Source organism: Pseudarthrobacter sp. NPDC055928, from assembly GCF_042270935.1.
Classification (GTDB): domain Bacteria; phylum Actinomycetota; class Actinomycetes; order Actinomycetales; family Micrococcaceae; genus Arthrobacter.
Map to the genome: position 1 here is coordinate 21,376 of NZ_JBHJZH010000009.1, position 15,456 is coordinate 36,831.

The 15,456-nt window shown below is 65.9% G+C and carries 13 protein-coding genes; 9 read left to right on the forward strand and 4 right to left on the reverse strand.

Annotated elements, in window-relative coordinates:
• The 3 genes from ACFC25_RS12545 to ACFC25_RS12555 all read left to right on the forward strand — a co-directional run bounded on the left by ACFC25_RS12545 (position 1) and on the right by ACFC25_RS12555 (position 4,349).
• Positions 1 to 2,238 (forward strand): molybdopterin oxidoreductase family protein, encoded by a 2,238-nt coding sequence (locus ACFC25_RS12545; protein WP_337350003.1) that lies wholly within the window; start codon positions 1 to 3, stop codon positions 2,236 to 2,238.
• Positions 2,235 to 3,797 (forward strand): FAD-dependent oxidoreductase, encoded by a 1,563-nt coding sequence (locus ACFC25_RS12550; RefSeq protein ID WP_337350004.1) that lies wholly within the window; start codon positions 2,235 to 2,237, stop codon positions 3,795 to 3,797. The genes ACFC25_RS12545 and ACFC25_RS12550 overlap by 4 nt, the downstream gene beginning before the upstream one ends.
• Before the next feature lie 219 nt (positions 3,798 to 4,016).
• Positions 4,017 to 4,349, forward strand: a complete 333-nt coding sequence (locus tag ACFC25_RS12555; RefSeq protein WP_337350005.1) for a hypothetical protein — start codon at positions 4,017 to 4,019, stop codon at positions 4,347 to 4,349.
• A 68-nt stretch (positions 4,350 to 4,417) separates the two neighbouring features.
• Here ACFC25_RS12555 and ACFC25_RS12560 read toward each other — a convergent pair whose 3' ends face one another.
• Positions 4,418 to 4,603 carry a PspC domain-containing protein gene (locus ACFC25_RS12560; protein WP_267278308.1) on the reverse strand — a complete coding sequence of 62 codons (186 nt, stop codon included), beginning with the start codon at positions 4,601 to 4,603 and terminating at the stop codon, positions 4,418 to 4,420.
• 198 nt (positions 4,604 to 4,801) lie between these two features.
• Here ACFC25_RS12560 and ACFC25_RS12565 point away from each other — a divergent pair, with 198 nt between their 5' ends.
• The gene (locus ACFC25_RS12565; RefSeq protein ID WP_376045573.1) at positions 4,802 to 5,221 is read left to right on the forward strand and encodes a hypothetical protein; all 420 of its coding nucleotides are present in this window, start codon (positions 4,802 to 4,804) and stop codon (positions 5,219 to 5,221) included.
• A gap of 31 nt (positions 5,222 to 5,252) precedes the next feature.
• Here ACFC25_RS12565 and ACFC25_RS12570 read toward each other — a convergent pair whose 3' ends face one another.
• Entirely contained in the window at positions 5,253 to 6,668 is a 1,416-nt protein-coding gene (locus tag ACFC25_RS12570) for an NAD(P)H-quinone dehydrogenase (RefSeq protein ID WP_337346565.1), read from the reverse strand.
• A gap of 117 nt (positions 6,669 to 6,785) precedes the next feature.
• Here ACFC25_RS12570 and ACFC25_RS12575 point away from each other — a divergent pair, with 117 nt between their 5' ends.
• Complete coding sequence (locus ACFC25_RS12575; RefSeq protein ID WP_376045576.1) at positions 6,786 to 7,604, forward strand: purine-nucleoside phosphorylase; 819 nt, start codon at positions 6,786 to 6,788, stop codon at positions 7,602 to 7,604.
• Between the two features lie 6 nt (positions 7,605 to 7,610).
• On the opposite strand, the gene ACFC25_RS12580 is transcribed toward ACFC25_RS12575, so the two are convergent.
• On the reverse strand, positions 7,611 to 8,096 hold the full coding sequence (locus tag ACFC25_RS12580) for an Rrf2 family transcriptional regulator (RefSeq protein ID WP_337346567.1): 486 nt from the start codon (positions 8,094 to 8,096) through the stop codon (positions 7,611 to 7,613).
• A 123-nt stretch (positions 8,097 to 8,219) separates the two neighbouring features.
• Here ACFC25_RS12580 and ACFC25_RS12585 point away from each other — a divergent pair, with 123 nt between their 5' ends.
• A complete protein-coding gene (locus ACFC25_RS12585; RefSeq protein WP_337346568.1) occupies positions 8,220 to 9,959 on the forward strand; it encodes a phospho-sugar mutase in 1,740 nt (579 codons plus the stop codon).
• A gap of 7 nt (positions 9,960 to 9,966) precedes the next feature.
• Here ACFC25_RS12585 and nirD read toward each other — a convergent pair whose 3' ends face one another.
• Entirely contained in the window at positions 9,967 to 10,338 is a 372-nt protein-coding gene (nirD, locus tag ACFC25_RS12590; RefSeq protein WP_337346569.1) for a nitrite reductase small subunit NirD, read from the reverse strand.
• A gap of 248 nt (positions 10,339 to 10,586) precedes the next feature.
• On the opposite strand from nirD, the gene nirB reads away from it, so the two are divergent.
• Genes nirB through ACFC25_RS12605 form a run of 3 tightly spaced genes read left to right on the forward strand, consistent with a single transcriptional unit; the run spans position 10,587 to position 15,420 of the window.
• Complete coding sequence (gene nirB, locus ACFC25_RS12595) at positions 10,587 to 13,217, forward strand: nitrite reductase large subunit NirB (RefSeq protein ID WP_337346570.1); 2,631 nt, start codon at positions 10,587 to 10,589, stop codon at positions 13,215 to 13,217.
• A 2-nt stretch (positions 13,218 to 13,219) separates the two neighbouring features.
• Positions 13,220 to 14,254: a uroporphyrinogen-III C-methyltransferase gene (gene cobA / locus ACFC25_RS12600; protein ID WP_337346571.1), complete on the forward strand. Its 1,035-nt coding sequence runs from the start codon at positions 13,220 to 13,222 to the stop codon at positions 14,252 to 14,254.
• Positions 14,255 to 14,268: 14 nt separating this feature from the next.
• Entirely contained in the window at positions 14,269 to 15,420 is a 1,152-nt protein-coding gene (locus ACFC25_RS12605; RefSeq protein ID WP_376045582.1) for a uroporphyrinogen-III synthase, read from the forward strand.
• The last annotated feature ends 36 nt before the right edge of the window (positions 15,421 to 15,456 follow it).

Genomic DNA, 15,456 nt, shown 5'->3' on the forward strand with positions numbered 1-15,456 from the left:
ATGACCAAAAGCGCCGACACGCACTGCCCTTACTGCGCCCTGCAGTGCGCCATGACGCTCAAGTCTCCAGCGGAACTGACCCCGGCTTCCGAGCCGGGGTCAGTCCCCGTGCCCGCCCAGGCCGCTGCCGCGGCTGCTGCGACAGCTCCTGTGCTGGAAGTCAGCGGGCGGGATTTCCCCACCAATCGGGGAGGCCTGTGCCGCAAGGGCTGGACCTCCGCCACGCTCCTGAACCACCCCGGACGCGTTACCGAACCGCTCCTCAAGGGAGACGACGGGATCCACCGTCCCATCGGCTGGGACCAGGCTCTGCGCCTGGTGACCACGGCCGTGAAGGAAACCCAAGCCCGCTACGGGAAGGACGCCGTCGGCGTCTTCGGTGGCGGCGGCCTTACCAATGAGAAGGCCTACATGCTGGGCAAGTTTGCCCGCCTGGCCCTTGGCACCTCCCGCATCGACTACAACGGCCGTTTCTGCATGTCCTCCGCCGCGGCCGCAGGGATGCGTGCCTTCGGCGTCGACCGCGGACTCCCGTTCCCGCTCGAAGACCTGGACAACGCCAGCACCATCATGATGCTGGGCTCCAACGTTGCCGAAACAATGCCGCCGTTCGTCCAGCACCTCAAGGGCGTCCGCGACGCCGGCGGGCTGGTCATCGTTGACCCCCGCCGTTCCGCGACGGCTAAATTCACGGCCGACGGCGGTGGCCTTCACCTGCAGCCCCTGCCGGGCACCGACCTGACCCTCCTGCTGGGGCTCTCGCACGTGGTCATCCACGAGGGCCTGGCCGACGCCGCCTTCATCGCGGAGCGCACCTCCGGCTACGACGCCGTGGTCCGCAGCGTCAACGCATACTGGCCCGAACGCGTCCAGTCGATCACCGGCGTCCCGGCGGAGCTCATCCGCGAAACCGCCCGCAGGCTCGCCGATGGCGCCCGCAAGGGCGGCAGCTACATCCTCACCGGCCGCGGCGTCGAACAGCACGTGGACGGCACCGACACCGCCACCGCCGCGATCAACCTGAGCCTTCTCCTAGGCCTGCCCGGATCGCTCCGCAGCGGCTACGGCACCCTCACCGGCCAGGGCAACGGCCAAGGCGGCAGGGAACACGGCCAGAAGGCCGACCAGCTCCCCGGCTACCGGAAGATCACCGACCCCGCAGCCCGCGCCCACGTGGCCGGTGTCTGGGGTGTCCCGGAAGAGACCATTCCCGGGCCCGGCCTCCCCGCCGTCCAGCTGCTCAAGTCACTCGGACAGCCCGACGGTGTCCGCTGCCTTTTGGTGCACGCCTCCAACATCGCTGTGGCCTCCCCTGATGCGAACTCGGTCATCGCAGGGCTGCGCAGCCTGGATTTCCTGGTGGTCTGCGACTTCTTTATGTCAGAGACCGCAGCCGAGGCCGACCTCATCTTGCCGGTCCTGCAGTGGGCCGAGGAGGAAGGCACGCTGACCAACCTCGAAGGACGCGTGCTCCGCCGCCGCCGCGCCCTGCAGCCGCCCGCCGGTGCCCGCAGCGAACTATGGATCATGGCGCGCCTGGCGGAAGCCCTTGAGGCTCCCTCCACCTACAGCGAGGACCCCGAGACGGTATTCGAGGAGCTCCGGTTGGCTTCCGCCGGCGGCCTTGCCGACTACTCTGGCATCGACTACGCCATGCTGGACCGCGGCGAAGCCGCCTACTGGCCATACCCTGCAGGCAGCACCGGCACGCCACGGCTCTTCCTTGACGCTTTCGCGCACCCTGACGGCAAGGCGGTCATGACCCCGGTGGCGCCCCGCCGTCGTCGTACCCCCGTTCCCCCCACGGGGGACGGCAGGGACCCGGCAGCCAAAACCATGACCCTCATCACCGGGCGCCTCCTGGAGCACTACCAGTCCGGGGCCCAGACCCGCAGGGTATCGGAACTGCTGGCGAGCCAGCCGGAGGCGAAAGTGCAGATCCATCCTGCCGCCGCCGCTTCAATGGGCATCGCCGAAGGGTCCTTCGTGTCGGTAGCCAACGAACGCGGCCAGGTGGTTTGCCGGGCCGAACTCAGTACGGCGATCCGCCCCGAAACAGTGTTCCTCCCGTTCCACTTCCCCGAGCTCGAAAGCGCCAACCGGCTGACGGAAGCCGCCACGGACCCCATCTCCGGGATGCCCGAATTCAAGTTCAACAAGGTCTGGGTCCGGCTGGCCGCCGACCAGGCCGCGAACCAGCCCCAGAACAATGTTCTGCAGACGACGGAGGCCTCATGAGTGAGCAGATTGTCATTGTCGGTTTTGGCCCGGTGGCCGCTCGGCTGATCGATGAACTGATGCCGGCGGTCCGGGACGGACATGTCAGCCTGACCGTAGTGGGCGAGGAAACCGAAGCAGCCTACAACCGCGTCCTGGTCGCTGACCTCGGGGTCGGACGCACCACCGCCGATGCGTTGGCGCTCTCGGACGCGCAGGCCTTGGCCGCCGAGGGAGTGGACGTCCGCCTCGGCGTGCGGGTCCGCCGCGTTGACCGCGCCCGGCAGCAGGTAATCCTCACTAACGGCAGCGCCATCCACTACGAGCGCTTGGTCTTCGCCACCGGCTCGCGTCCTGTCATTCCCAACCTCATTGGTATCAACCCGGACCCCACCTCCCCCGTGCTCCCGGCCGGGGTTACGGCACTTCGGGACCTGCGGGATGCCGAAGTACTTCGCCAGGCGGTGGACGGCGGCAAGCGCGTGGTGGTGCTGGGCGGCGGTGTACTGGGCCTTGAAACAGCCCTGGCAGCAGCCGAGGAAGGCGCCACCGTGACTGTGGTGCACAACGGACCGCATCCCCTGGGACGAAACATCGACCGTGGCGGCGGAGCTGTCCTCGCGGCCAGCCTTCGCCAGTGCGGTGTCCGGATGGCCGGCAATGCCCGGTCCACGGGTGTGGAGCACAACGCGCCCGACGGCGGCTTCTCGGCACTGCTGCTGGACGACGGTTCCGCGATCGACGGCGACCTCCTGGTCATCTCGTGCGGCGTGCGGCCCCGGACAGAACTTGCCGAAGGCTGCGGCCTGTCCACCGGAACCGGAATCCTGGTGGACCACCGGCTGCGCGCCCACCACGAGCCCCACATCTTTGCGATCGGCGACTGCGCCGAAGTCCGCTGCCCCGATCCCACCTGCGCCGAATGCCGCACCGCCAAGGGCCCGTCCGGCCTGGTAGGCCCGGGCTGGCGGCAGGCGGAATGGCTGGCCGAATACCTCACCCTGCTGGCCACTGGCACGCAGGAAGTGGCTGACGGGCTGCAGGAGCTGCCCCAGGAACTGGCCGGCGTCGTGGTCCTCAAGGCCCGCGGCATGAATATGGCCGTGGCGGGTAACAACAGTGCCGAACCGTGGGACGAGGAAGCCCTCACCGCCGGAGCGGTGAACGGCCGAGCGCGCCTGCAGATCGCTCAGTGGGCGGATCCCGAGCACGGCCGCTACGTCAAGATGACCACCCGCGGCGGAGTGCTGGAAGGCCTTGTGGCGGTCGGCATGCCGCGGACCGCCGCTGAGCTGGTGGGGCTGTTCGAGCGCGGCTCCGAGCTGCCGGCGGACCGTTCACTGCTGCTGCGCCTGGACGGACCTGACCAGCTGGCCGCGACCGGCCCGGCGGATCCGGCGGGCACCGTATGCCGTTGCGCCGGAGTCAGCGGGGCCAAGATCCAGGGTGCCGTGGAGGACGGCTGCTCAACTGTGGCCGAAGTGTCCAAGGCAACGAGGGCCGGGACCGGCTGCGGCGGCTGCCACGAGGACATCAAGGGGCTCATCGAAAAACACTTCCAGGCGGCTCCCGCCGCCTGAAATAATCGGTGGTCTGCCCAGTTGAGAGTCGGCCTGCGGCTTTCCACATGCTTGGATGCAGGTTCTTCCATCGTCTTTAGAACGACACTAGGATCGTCTCCGTGGGCCACATCCGGCCCGTAGGTAGCAGACCCTGCGCTGGGCAGTGTCATGGTTTGCACCAATCTGCAGCGTCTGCCACCAAGAAGAGTCATCACTTCGAGGAACTGAGGTAACGCAATGCATAAGAAATCACTGCTTGGTGCTGCGGTCTGTACGTTGGCGTTGGTGGGGCTGAGCGCCGGTCCCGTTTCTGCTGCACGACCGGATGATGCTCCCCGCGGCCAGGTGGAAATGGGCCCCGACCACGCCAATTCAATCTGCTCGTTCTCCGGACTGAACGACGAGCCGGACGATCCCATTGAAGGCGGACAGGTCCAGTCCTACGGCCAGATTATTAAGCTGCCCGACTTTGACCCTGCATTCTTCAAGTCCATCCATGAACACCCGGGCATGGCGTGCAATGGCCATCTCATGCCTTACCCGGAAGCCTTCGAGCCGCCAGCCCCGTAATTGGCCGACAGCCCGCAAGACAACAGGTTGGCCCCGGTAGCGGGGCCAACCGCAGTCTAAGGCACGTGCTACGCCGGGGCTTTAGGAATCATGATCCACAAGGCGATGTAGACCAGCTCGCCGATCCCCACGAGGCCAAAGATCACAAAGCCGAGCCTCACCAGGAACTTGGGAAGCCCGAACCGGGCTGCCAAGGCAGCGCAGACGCCGCCGATGATTTTCCCGCTGCGCGGCCGTACCAGAGCTGTAGTCATGCCGCCACGCTACCGCGATCCCCCTACTCCCACCAGCCCTGGTGCGGTCCGCTGCGGCGTCTTTTGGGTCACGATGTTCCGTTGACTTAGGGGCTGTGGGGGCATACGTTTCGATCAGGATGCGCCTTCAGCATCTGTGATCCGAATGAGCCCGGGGGGGACCCTTAACAACGCGGTACACATCCCTTGGAGCAGGATATGAAATTCACTTCGCGCCTGACGGTCATGGTGGTGGCCCTTCTGATGGCGCTTTTCGGACTCACCGCCGCCCCCGCCAGCGCCGCCCCCAAACCTGTCTCCCTGACACAGGTTTCGGCCACGCTGGCGAACAACATTGTCAGCGTCGAACTAACGGTGAGGTGTGACCCTGACAAGACCTACATGTTCCAGATATTCCAGGTCTTCCAAGGTGAAACGGTCGGATTCAACGATGAACCAAACTTCCTGCCCGCACCCTGTGGCACCCGCGAAACACAATTCGTTTCGGGGATGACCGGCCTGTTCACCACCGGGAAGGCCCAGTTGCGGGCGATCATCTACCTTTGCGAGGCTGGCGAAACCGATCCCACAGCCTGTCCCACGGTGGAGATATGGAAGGATGTCAGGTTGCGGGCCTGAATTGCCCCCAGCCCACAACAGCCAGGCGTCCCTACATGTGGACGTGCAGGCGCCGCGCTGCTTCCGAAATCGATCCGCTGAGTGAGGGATACACCGTAAACGTGCTGGCGACGTCGTCGACGTGGAGCTTCTGCTTCACCGCGATGGAGATGGCGAAGATCAGTTCGGACGCGTTCGGTCCCACCACTACGCCACCGATCACGGTCCCGGAGCCCTTGCGCGCGAAGATCTTGACGAAGCCGTCCTTGTGGTTGCGCATCTTGGCCCGGGCGTTGCTCTTGAGCGACAGTTTGACGATGTCGCCTTGGTATTTGCCGGACTGGATTTCGTCCTCGGAAACACCCACCGAGGCGATCTCCGGCGACGTAAAGATGTTGGACGCCACCTGGTGCAGCTTGATCGGCGTCACGCTGTCGCCGAGGAAATGGGCGATCGCGATCCTGCCCTGCATCGCGGCCACGGAGGCCAGCGCCAGGACGCCGGTGCAGTCGCCCGCGGCGTAGATGTTCGGAGCAGTGGTGCGGGAAACGCCGTCGACCTTGATGTGGCCGCTTTCGGTGAGCGCCACGCCGGCTTCTTCGAGGCCGATTCCGGCGGTGTTGGGAATCGAGCCAACACAGACGAGGCAGTGGCTGCCGGTGACCTTGGAGCCATCGCCCAGGGTGACCACCACGCCGTCGTCGGTCCGTTCCACGCTCTCTGCGCGCGCACGGGACAGGACCCGGACGCCGCGGCGCTCGAAGACTTCCTCCAGCACCTCGGCGGCGTCGGTGTCGGAACCCGGAAGTACGCGGTCGCGGCTGGAAATGAGGGTGACCTTGGAACCAAGGCCGTTGTAGGCGGAGGCGAATTCAGCACCGGTCACGCCGGAGCCCACTACGATGAGTTCCTCCGGAAGCTCATCGAGGTTATAGATCTGGGCCCAGTTCAGGATGCGTTCCCCGTCCGGCCGGGCAGTGGGCAGTTCCCGGGGATGCGCTCCCACGGTCAGCAGAATGGTGTCCGCTTCCACAATTTCGGTGCCGTCCGCGGTCAGGACTTCAATCGTGTGGTTGTCCACGAGCTTGCCGGAGCCCAGCAGGATGCGGACATTCTGGTGTTCCAGTCCGGACGAGATGTCCCGGGACTGCTGGCGGGCGAGGCCCAGCAGGCGGTCGTTGATGTGCTTCAGGTCCGCCCGCATCACCGGCACAAAATCGCCGCCATCGACGTCGAACTTCACTCCCAGCTCCCCTGCCTCGCCAACGCGGGTCATCAGGTCAGCGGTGGCGATCAGGGTCTTGGAAGGCACGACGTCGGTAAGCACCGCAGAGCCGCCCAGGCCGGCGCGTTCGATGATGGTGACCTGCGCCCCCAGCGAGGCAGCCACCATAGCGGCTTCGTATCCGCCCGGGCCACCTCCTAGGATTGCGATCCGGGGTGAGCTGAAATCAGGGTGCGTAGTCACAAACAACCATTCTCGCGCATGCGGCCCCGCACCACCAATAATCAGGCTTGCCCATGGTGCGGATCACGGGCAGTCGTGACGCTGTGCACAGCGGCAACGGCACGATAACTTGTACCAGTGAGTAATACAGACTTCCTGAACACTGACCCCTTTGCCGCCGCCCGCGCCGCCGCAGACTACATCGCCGCCGAAACCGGCGTGGAGCGCCACGACGTCGCCCTGGTCCTCGGGTCAGGGTGGGCTGAAGCCGCTGACCTGATCGGCACCACCACTGCCACGCTGGCCGCGGACGAGGTCCCCGGTTTCCATGCCCCGGCGGTGGAAGGCCACGTGGGAACCATCCGTTCGGTGCTCACCAGGGAAGGCAAACGGGCCCTGGTCCTCGGCGCCCGCACGCATTTTTATGAGGGTAAAGGTGTCCGTGCCGTAGTCCACGGCGTGCGCACGGCTGCCGCCGCCGGCTGCGGGACCCTGGTCCTCACCAACGGGTGCGGTGGCCTCAATGAAGGCTGGATTCCGGGCACCCCTGTCCTCATCAAAGATCACATAAACCTCACCGCGGCGTCCCCGTTGGAGGGGGCCACCTTCGTTGACCTGACAGATCTTTACTCCTCGCGCATCCGCGGGCTGGCCCGTGAGGTCGACTCTTCGCTGGAGGAGGGCGTCTACGCGCAGTTCACGGGACCCCACTATGAAACCCCGGCTGAGGTGCAGTACGCCAAACGGATCGGTGCGGACCTGGTGGGCATGTCCACGGCGCTGGAAGCCATCGCCGGCCGCCATGCGGGGATGGAGGTGTTCGGCATCTCACTGGTCACCAACCTCGCGGCCGGCATCAGCCCGGTCCCGCTCAGCCACCAGGAAGTCATTGAGTCCGGTCAGGCCGCCGGACCGCGGATCTCCAAGCTCCTCGCGGAGATCATCGCCCGGTTGTAAGGGGTGTCACGTGCGGGTTCCGGTCAGCCTGCTGACCGTTTCCTGCCTGGCGTCCGGAAACCGGCGTTCGATGGCTTGGGCTATCCCGGCGACAGATTGCCGGGAAAGCTCGGTACGCCAGGTGACCTCAGCATGCCGCATGGTCTGCGAAATCAGGCACGTCCGCGCATAGTCAGCGTCCATGTCGCCACCGGGTGCGTCCTTGAGGATGCCTTCGCACCTGAAGGTATGCTCGTCCCCTTCGATGGCCAGGACCACGTCCAGGACGGAGATCCGGTCCGGCCGGCGCGCCAGCTGGAAGCCGCCCCTCGGACCTGATACCGATGCCAGGATGCCTGCCCTGACAAGGGCCTGGAGCTGTTTGTTCAGGTAGGCAGCGGGTAATTTGTAGAACTCGGCCAGGCGCGCACTGCTCACTGCCTCCCCCATCGGGGTCCAGGACATGTTGACGCAACTGTGCAACGCCCACTCCACGCCCTGCCCCATCTTCATATTCGAGACACTACTTGTCCAGAAAATTTTCTGTCAAGGAAATCGGGCGTGTGGTGTGCTCCCCTGCGCGGGAAGGGGTGTTCAGGAACCTTACTTCGGAGCAATGACGATAGCGTTATGCCCATGACGTCCACCGATGCCGACTCCCGCCTGTTCAGCCAAGCCCGCGACTGGGCCGCCCAGGATCCGGATTCCGAAACTTCCGCCGCACTCGCTGAACTGGTCCGGCAGGCGGAAGACGGTGTTGGCGCTGCCCGCCAGGAACTCACTGACAGCTTCAACGGCACCCTGCAGTTCGGCACAGCTGGCCTCCGCGCGGCTCTTGGCCCCGGGCCGAACCGGATGAACCGTGTGGTGGTGCGCCGTGCAGCGGCGGGCCTGGCTTCCTTCCTCAGCAACGCGGTCAGTTCCGCTTCACCGGGCACCCGGCCGCGCGCCGTCGTAGGTTTTGATGCCCGCCACAACTCCGATATCTTCGCCGAGGAAACTGCGGCGATCTTCACCGCCGCGGGATTTGAGACCTTCCTTATGCCCTCCGCGCTTCCCACGCCGCTGCTGGCTTACGCGGTGAGGGCGCTGGATTGCGACGGCGGCGTGATGGTCACTGCCAGCCACAACCCGCCCCAGGACAACGGCTACAAGGTCTACCTGGGCCGCCATGCCGTGGAAGAAAGCGGACGGGGGGCCCAGATCGTGGCTCCGTATGACACCGGAATCGCAGCGCGGATCAATGCTGTGGGCCCTTTGGACTCCATCCCCCTCGCAGCTGGCGGCTGGACTGTATTGGATCCGTCCATCGCCGCCGACTATCAGCGCGCCGCCGCGGCACTCGCCGATCCGGCACACTTTCCGTCCCGTGACCTGCGGATCGTCCTAACGCCCATGCACGGCGTCGGCGGGGAAACGGCGGTGGCTGTGCTGAACGAAGCTGGCTTTGCCGACGTCACCCTGGTGGCTGAACAGGCTGCCCCGGACCCGGAGTTTCCCACGGTGAGTTTCCCGAATCCGGAAGAGCCAGGCGCCCTGGACCTGGCCCTGGAGACGGCTGTGCGTGTTGATGCTGATATTGTCCTGGCCAACGATCCCGACGCGGACCGGGCGGCAGTCGCCGCCAAGGATCCTGACACGGATGCCTGGCGTATGCTGCGCGGTGATGAGGTGGGGGCACTCCTGGGCGCGCACATCGTGACGCGGCTTGCGGCCAGTGGCGAGGAAAAGCCCGACGGCGTCCTCGCCAATTCCGTTGTTTCCTCACGGCTGCTCGCACGCATCGCCGCCGCGGCCGGGTATGCACACGAGGAAACGCTGACGGGATTCAAGTGGATTTCCCGTGTGCCCGGTCTGCTCTACGGCTACGAAGAAGCCCTGGGCTACTGCGTGGCCCCGGACCTGGTCCGTGACAAGGACGGCATCTCAGCTGCCGTGCTGATCGCGGAGCTCGCTGCTGCCGCCAAGGCAGCCGGCAAAACAGTCTTCGACACCCTTGATGAGCTTTACCTTCAGCACGGCCTGCACGCCAGCGACCAGCTGAGCATCAGGGTAGCGGACCTTGGCCTGTTGGATGCCATGATGAACCGGCTCCGGGTCAGCCCGCCCGATTCATTCGGTTCCTCCGCCGTGGAAACGTTCGTGGACCTCGCCGAAGGCAGCGAACACCTGCCGCCCACGGACGGTCTTTTGTACCTGACCCGGGACCAGACCCGGGTGATCATCCGCCCCAGCGGCACTGAACCGAAGCTCAAGTGCTACCTGGAAGTGATCAAGAATGTGGAGTCCGCAGCGGAACTCCCCGAGGCACGCCAAGCCGCACGCGCCGCCCTGGACCAGGTGCTCGGCGACGTGCGGGAGGCCCTCGGCCTTTAGCGGGAGCTTAGAGCTCGATTTCGATGAAGCCGTCGATGATGCGGGTGTTGAAGGTGTCCAGCCGCAGCTCAGCCGTACCGAAGCATTCGCCCGTTTCCAGGTCGTAGACCTCTTTGTGCAGCGGCGAGGCAATGGTGGGGCGCGTACCGCGGGAGCCGAGGATGCCTCGGGCCATGACATGGGCGCCGGTGGCGGGGTCCTCGTGGGCTACCGCGAAAATCTCGCTGGGGCCGGTCCGGAAGAGGGCTACCTGGCGGCCTGCAATGAGTGCGGCCTCGCCCCAGGACAGCTCCAGTTCTTCCACGGCGCAGACGCGGTGCCAGCCTGTGGCGGTGTCAGTTTCTGTGGCGAGTGCCCCAAGTTCCAGTGTTGCCGTCATGTCGGCTCCTCTCCCTGTGCTTGCTTGGCCACCTGTATGGCCGTACTAACAAGCTAGGCGTCCGGTGTTTCATGGGCATGCGCTGAATGTGTCCGGCGCGTAAAAGAGACCTCACCCGGCCGGAAATGCGTTCGTGATGCAGAAGTTAAGTTCACGAAACAATTGGGAAACTGAAGCGAAACTGCGGCTGCCTAGTCTGGATGGACAAGCTGCAGAGCACCGTCTGCGGCCCATGCGAAAGGCCCACAGTGACCGAACAGACTTCAAGCACAGAGACTCCGCGCCGCATCGTCGTCGCCGGCGGCGGCCCGGCGGCCCACCGTTTTGCGGACGCAATGTATGCCCGCGGCCTCGAAGGCTGGCACGTCACGGTCCTCACTGAGGAAGCCCACCTCCCCTACGACCGCGTGGCGCTCAGCAAGGCCCTGACGGAAATGGACTACGACCTCACCCTCGGCGAGGCGAGCATGTGGGACCACGAGGCCATGTCCCTGAAGACCGGCGAGCGCGTCGTCAAAATCAACCACGAAGCCAAGTCCGTGGAAACCGCGGCCGGAAACGTCTTTGAATACGACGACCTCGTGGTTGCCACGGGCTCGAATGCCGCCCGCCTGCCGATCCCCGGTGCCGAGCACACACACGTCTACCGCACGCTCGAGGACGTCTGGGCCATCAACAAGGCCATTGCCGAACTCACCGAGAAGCTCGGCCGCAAGGTTAACGCGGTCACCATCGGTGGCGGCCTCCTCGGGCTCGAGTCTGCAGCCGGCACGGAGCAGTTGGGCGCCAACCCGATCGTCATCGACGGTTCGCAGTGGCTGATGGCTACACAGCTGGATGAAGGCGCGGGCCAGGCCATGGGCCGGCTCATTAAGTCCAAGGGCTTCGAAGTGCACGGCGGCGTGTTCCCTTCTGAGGTGCTCTCCGACGACGACGGCCAGGTCACCGGTGTCCTCATGGCTGACGGCCGCGTCATCGATGCTGACCTTGTGATCGTCGCGATCGGCGTCCGGCCGCGTGACGAACTCTTCCGCGCGGCCGAAGGAGAGGAGCAGGTCTTCTCGCTGGGCCAGCGCGGCGGCGTGGTCATCAACGACTACTGCGCAACCGAGATCGACGGAATCTGGGCCATCGGTGAAGTGGCCAACTTCGGCGGCATGTGCCTGGGCCTGGTTGCCCCCGCCAACACCATGGCCGAGATCGTCGCCGACCGCCTGCACGGCGGGGAAGCCACTTTCCCGGGCTTCGACACCGCCACCAAGCTCAAGCTGTCCGGCGTCGACGTCGCCAGCTTCGGTGACGCGTTCGCCAAGACCGAGCACGCCCTTGAAATCGTCTACGCCGACCCGGCCCGCGGCGTCTACCAGAAGATTGTCACCACGGACGATGCCAAGACCCTCCTGGGTGGCATCTTCGTGGGCGACGCTACCCCCTACACCAGCCTGCGTCCGCTCCTGGGCCGGGAACTGAGCGCCGAGCCCGGCGCGTACCTCTCGGCCGCTGGCGGCGGCGACGCCCCGGACACCGAACTGCCGGACGACGCCATCCTGTGCTCGTGCAACAACGTGTCCGCCGGAACCATCCGCGACACCGTCAACGGCTGCGGCGCCTGCGAAGGCAACGCCCCGGTCCAGGAACTCGGCGAACTCAAGGGCTGCACGCGTGCCGGAACCAGCTGTGGCTCCTGTGTCCCGATGCTTAAGAAGCTGCTGGAAACCGAGCTCACCAAGTCCGGCGTCGAGGTCTCCAAGGCCCTCTGCGAGCACATCGAGCTGTCCCGCCAGGAACTGTTCGACGCCATCCGCGTCCTGGAACTGACCTCCTTCGAAGAGATCATGGCCAAGTACGGCACCGGTGCTGGCTGCGACATCTGCAAGCCGACCATCGCCAACATCCTCGCCAGCCAGAACAGCGCCTACGTGCTGGACGCCGGCCGCGGTACCCTGCAGGACACCAACGACCGCGCCCTGGCCAACATGCAGAAGGACGGCACCTACTCAGTGGTCCCCCGCATCGCCGGCGGAGAAATCACCCCGAAGAAGCTCGGCGTCATCGCAGCGGTAGCCGAGAAGTACAACCTGTACACCAAGATCACCGGCGGCCAGCGCATCGACATGTTCGGTGCCCGCCTCGAAGAGCTCCCGGAAATCTGGAAGGAACTGGTGGACGCCGGCTTCGAGTCCGGCCAGGCCTACGGCAAGAGCCTGCGCACGGTGAAGTCCTGCGTTGGTTCCACCTGGTGCCGCTTCGGCGTCCAGGACTCGGTGGCCATGGCCATCCAGCTCGAGCTCCGCTACCGCGGCCTCCGCAGCCCGCACAAGTTGAAGATGGGCGTCTCCGGGTGTGCCCGTGAATGCGCCGAAGCCCGCGGCAAGGATGTTGGCGTGATCGCCACCGCCGACGGCTGGAACCTGTACGTCGGCGGCAACGGCGGTGCTACCCCGGCCCACGCCCAGCTCCTGGCCAAGGACCTCGACGACGAGACCCTGATCAAGTACATCGACCGCTACTTCATGTACTACATCCGCACCGCAGACCGCCTGCAGCGCACCGCGCGCTGGCAGGAGGAGCTCGACGGCGGCATCAAGCACGTTGAGGACGTGGTGGTCAAGGACACCCTGGGCATCGCCGAGGACCTCGAGGCCGCCATGGCCAAGCACGTCGACACCTACGTCGACGAGTGGGCCGACACCCTGAAGGACCCCGAGCGCCTGCGCCGGTTCCGCTCCTTCGTCAACGCCCCGGACCAGAAGGACGACTCCATCACCTTTGTTTCGGACGAGCGCGGCCAGATGCGCCCGGCCACCCCGGAAGAAAAGGGGAAAGTCCTCATTGGGGCTTCCATCCCCATGAGGCCCCGCGATGAGAACGAGGTATAGGCATGCAGCTCAGCATTGATCTCACCGGCCGCGAAGTCCTGGTCACCGGCTCGGACCACGCCGCACGCCAGGCGGTCCGCCGCTACGAGGCAGCCGGCGCCGTCGTCTACCGCCTCAGCACCCCCCAGGGTGCCGGGCATGACGGCCCGCTGCCCGAGCGTCCATTCCTGGTCGCAGCGGTCGACGACGGCCAGCCCGGCTGGGATGCCCTGCTCGAGCGGTGCCGTGCAACCGGCATCCCGGTAGCAGCAGAGCCGTCCGCCGGCCCCGTGGGCCATGTCACCCTGGTCGGTGGCGGACCTGGAACCACCGAACTGCTGACCGTCGCCGCCATGAAGGCCCTCCGCGACGCGGATGTGGTGTTCTACGACCGGCTGGCTCCCTACCAGGAACTGCCGTCCATGACGTCGGCCGAACTGGTCGATGTTGGGAAGAAGCCGGGCCACCACAAGGTGGGCCAGTCCGATATCGAAAAGCTGATGGTGGAAAGCGCCCTTGCCGGGAACAACGTGGTCCGCCTCAAGGGCGGCGATCCGTACGTCTTCGGCCGCGGCGGCGAGGAAGTCGCCGCCTGCGTCGCGGCCGGCGTCAAGGTCCGGGTCATCTCCGGTGTCACCAGCGCCATCTCCGTACCGGCAGCTGCCGGAATCCCGGTGACCCACCGCGAAGTCAGCCATATGTTCACCGTTGTTTCCGGCCACGCGCCGCTGACGGAGAAGGAACACAAGCACCTCGCCGGACTTGGCGGGACCATCGTGGTGCTGATGGGCATCGGAACCCTGCACCAGCTCGCCGCCGGACTCCGCAAAGCCGGGATGCGTCCAGACATGCCCATGGCCGTCGTCGAACGCGGATACCGCCCCGGCCAGCGGACCACCATCGCGGACCTTGGCACCATCACCTCCGCTGCTGCCGGCTGCAGCAACCCCGCCGTGCTTGTCATCGGCGAGGTGGTTCGCGTGGCTGAGGCCAACCGTGGGCATGCCGAGGCCGCCGCCGACCTGGACAGGCTGGCGGCCTCGCTGCTCGGTTCATGAAAGGATTGAACCCCATGAACGCACTGGCACCCGCAGAACCCCAGGCTGAAGAAACCTCCGGGCAGGAGGCGGCAGACTCCCCGTTGGAGGGTTTCCGGATTGGAGTAACCTCGCACCGGCGCTCCCGGGACCTCATCGAGGCCCTCGAACGCCGCGGCGCTGAAGTCCTGCACGCACCGGCACTGAAGATCGCCCCCGTGCAGGAGGACTTCCGCCTCATTGAGGACACCAAAGCCATCATCGCCGCACGCCCGGATCTCTGCATCGCCACCACTGCCTACGGCATGCGGCGCTGGTGCGAGGCTGCCGACTCCTTTGGCATCGGCGAGGACCTGCTGGACACCCTGGCAGCCTGCCGAATGTTCGTCCGTGGACCCAAAGCCCGGGGCGCCGTCCGCGCGGCCGGCCTCGCCGACGTCGGAATCAGCAGTGACGAAACCACCGCAACGCTGGTGGACATGCTGCTCGCCGAAGGCGTGCGTGGCAAGACTGTGGCCGTCCAGCTGCACGGCTACACGGATGTCCGGCAGTTGGAGCGGCTCCGCATGTCCGGCGCAACCGTCCTGACCGTGACGCCCTACCGCTGGGTCAAACCCGACGGCGAGGACAAACTCCCCCGGCTCATCGAGGCTGCATGCAGCGGCAACCTGGACGTCCTGACGTTTACCAGCGCGCCCGCGGTGGATGCCATGTGGAGCACCGCCCATGAGATGGGTGTCTACAAGCAGCTGATCGAAAGCCTGAAAACCAACGTGACTACCGCTGTGGTCGGACCCGTCACCGCGCAGCCGCTGCTCGACGCCGGGGTGACCCCGCTGATCCCGGAGCGGTTCCGGATGGGCGCCCTCATCAGGCTGGTGTGCGAGCATCTTGCCCTTAACCATGTGCGCCGCCTGGACACGAGGTCAGGGAATATCGAGTTGCGCGGCCGCAGCCTGCGGATCGACGGGCAGCAGGTTGAGCTGGCCCCCGCGCCACTGCTGCTGCTGCGTGCGCTGCTCGGTGCCGGCGGGGCCGTGCTGTCCCGCGAATCGCTCTCGGAGCTGCTTGAGCTCAGGGGCTCAGTCCACGCCCTGGATATGACGGTCAGCCGCCTTCGGTCGTCGTTGCCGGATGGCCGCCTGGTGGAGACCGTGGTCAAGAGGGGTTACCGGATCCGCGTCTAACGGCGCGGGCTCCGGCCCGTTTGTGTCAATCGGGAC